Source organism: bacterium, from assembly GCA_040754625.1.
GTDB lineage: Bacteria > JACRDZ01 > JAQUKH01 > JAQUKH01 > JAQUKH01 > JAQUKH01.
On sequence record JBFMCF010000131.1, the window covers coordinates 1 to 2,778 of the forward strand.

The 2,778-nt window shown below is 38.0% G+C and carries 2 protein-coding genes; one reads left to right on the forward strand and one right to left on the reverse strand.

The window, feature by feature from the left end; translation table 11 throughout:
- Window positions 1-151 precede the first annotated feature (151 nt).
- Entirely contained in the window at window positions 152-568 is a 417-nt protein-coding gene (locus AB1498_12770) for a peptide chain release factor-like protein (GenBank protein ID MEW6089165.1), read from the reverse strand.
- A gap of 126 nt (window positions 569-694) precedes the next feature.
- On the opposite strand from AB1498_12770, the gene AB1498_12775 reads away from it, so the two are divergent.
- The gene (locus AB1498_12775) at window positions 695-2,626 is read left to right on the forward strand and encodes a DEAD/DEAH box helicase (protein ID MEW6089166.1); all 1,932 of its coding nucleotides are present in this window, start codon (window positions 695-697) and stop codon (window positions 2,624-2,626) included.
- The last annotated feature ends 152 nt before the right edge of the window (window positions 2,627-2,778 follow it).

Below are 2,778 nucleotides of genomic sequence, written 5' to 3' on the forward strand. Positions count from 1 at the left end.
CGTTTGATCCATTCACGGGAGAGCTTGCTAACTTGTTTTTTCATGTTGATTACCTCCTTTTGGTAATCAACATCGGTATTTTACTTATAAAGGGTTATGGGAGCTGAAAATAACTCCCCGACCCCTCAGTTAATTAATAATACATCACGTATTAAATCTCAAATAAAACCTGTTTCCGCGCCTCTTTTTTTGCTGAATGCAGTTTTTTATCCCGCAGTATTTTTTCTTTGGCCCGTTTTGACCTTTTTCTTTTCTGCCTTTTGATTTTTTCAATTCTTTTCCGCAGTTCGCTTTTTTCTTTGAAATAGTAATTTTCAATTTTTTCAAAAAGAAGCCGCCTTGCTAAAAACCGGTTCAGGTTTTGCGACCGTTCCTCCTGCATTTTTACACTGATGCCTGTCGGGACATGTTCAAGATAAACGCAGGTAGCGGTTTTGTTTACATTCTGGCCGCCCTTGCCGCCTGAGCGGATAAATTTTTCGATAAGATCTTTTTCTCTGATCCCAAGTTTTTCCATCTTTGCGATTAATATTTTTTCTTTTTCAGGGCTTACGCCGAAGAGAGACATATTTCCCCTTGAATGCAAATTGAAAAATTCAAAATAAAAAATTGTTGTGTCATTTGGATTTTACATTTTTCATTTTGGTTTTTGCATTTCCTGTAAAATATCGGCTGTTTCTGTTATAATAATGACATGTTTGAATATGACCCTTTTCAAAAAGCAGCAGTCGATTACATCGATAATAATTGTTCGGTCTTAGTATCCGCTCCCACAGGTGCGGGGAAGACAATTATCGCGGAATATGTAATAAATAAATGCCTGCAAAATAAAGAAGGTGTTATTTATACCGCACCGGTCAAAGCTTTAAGCAACCAGAAGTTCCGCGATTTCAAAAGTTGTTACGGCGATAAAGTCGGAATTTTAACAGGCGATGTAAGCATAAATCCCAATTGTCCTGTCATGATAATGACGACAGAAATTTTCAGAAATAAATTAATAAGCGAAAAATCTTCGCTGGATAATTATAGATGGATAATTTTTGACGAAATCCATTATATAGATAATGAAGAACGCGGGACCGTGTGGGAAGAATCCATTATTTTTCTGCCGGACCATATGAAAATCTTGGCTTTAAGTGCTACTATACCCAATATTAATGAGCTGGCTGGCTGGATAAGACATATTAATAAAACGGAACTTAAAGTTGTTATTGAAAACAGCAGGTCTGTACCTCTTCATATTTTTTATCAAACGCAGGGTAAAATAGCCAGAGACCTTGATGAAGTAAAAAAGATGGCATATACAGGAAAACATTATTATTCCCATCGGGGAAGAAAGTATGCAACTGAGTCAATCCAGCCAAACCGTGTTCCTGATCTGGTTAAACATATTCATGCGGTCCACGGATTGCCTTGTATTTATTTCGCTTTTGGCCGGCGGAGATGTGAGGAATTAGCTGAATCTTTAATAGGGTTAAATTTTCTTTCTGAAAATGAGGAAAAATATGTAAGCGGGTGTTACAACTCATTATGCGAAAAATTTAATCTTTTATCTGAACCCGGGGCGGAAATACTGCGGCCCTTAATTTCAAGGGGGATCGCGTATCATCACGCGGGGATGCTGCCTACGTTAAAGGAGGTTGTAGAAAGGCTTTTTACCATGCGCTCTATTAAGATTATTTTTACGACTGAGACTTTTGCCCTTGGTATAAATATGCCCGCAAGAAGCGTTATATTTGACGGATTGCAGAAATTTGACGGGACCGGTTTCAGGACCATGAAAGCACGGGATTTTCAGCAAATGTCCGGGAGGGCCGGAAGGCGCGGGATAGATAACGAAGGATTTATATATTGCCGTGTAAACCCGTTGGAAATAGATTTTGATAAAGTGGTCCATGTGGTTAAAGGAAGGACAGAAAAGGTTGTAAGCCAGTTTAATACCGCGTATGCTACTATTTTGAATTTATATAAGGACCTTGGCGAAGGTCTTTATGAAATATACGAAAGATCGTTTCATTATTTCCAGAATGATTTTATTAACCGCAGGGAAGCGGTTTCGCAGATTAAAGACAGGTTGTCACTCCTGAAGGATATGGGATATGTCAGGAAAAACTCTCTTACAAAAAAAGGGCTTTTTGTTTCACAGATGTTCGGACATGAATTAATTTTCGGGGAATTATATGAAAGAGGTTTTTTAAATAAAATGAACGAATATGAGCTTGGGATACTGCTTCTCAGTTTGGTTTATGAACCAAGGCGCGGGCTCCCTAAAAGAATTATTCCCGCGAGGTACAAAAGACTCGAAAAGCTGGTTTCAATTCAGGAAAAAGAAATAAAGCGAAAGGAATCCAAATATGGTATTAGGCCGTTTATCAAAAAAACTTCATTCCAGATGTCCGAGGCATTTGATTTCTGGATGCACGGCGAGGAATTCGGGGAGGTCCTTCGTTTTACCGATGCGGATGAGGGCGAAGTGGTCCGTTATTTCCGTATGGCCCTGCAGTTATTCAGGGAAATAAGAAACAATCCATATACGTCGATACAATTGAAACAAAATGCGGGCAGAGCTATTGAAAATATCCGCCGCGGGATAATTGATGCCGAAACACAACTCAGAATTGACTAAATTCCCAAAAAGTTAGACTAAATTCCAAGGACTATCCCCAAAAAATAGACATAGAAAACAGTAAGTAGTTGTGAAATAAGGAATAAATAAAAAAAGGAAGTGTAAAAGCATAATTTTTTATATTTTTCAAAAAAATGGGGATACTTTTTTAT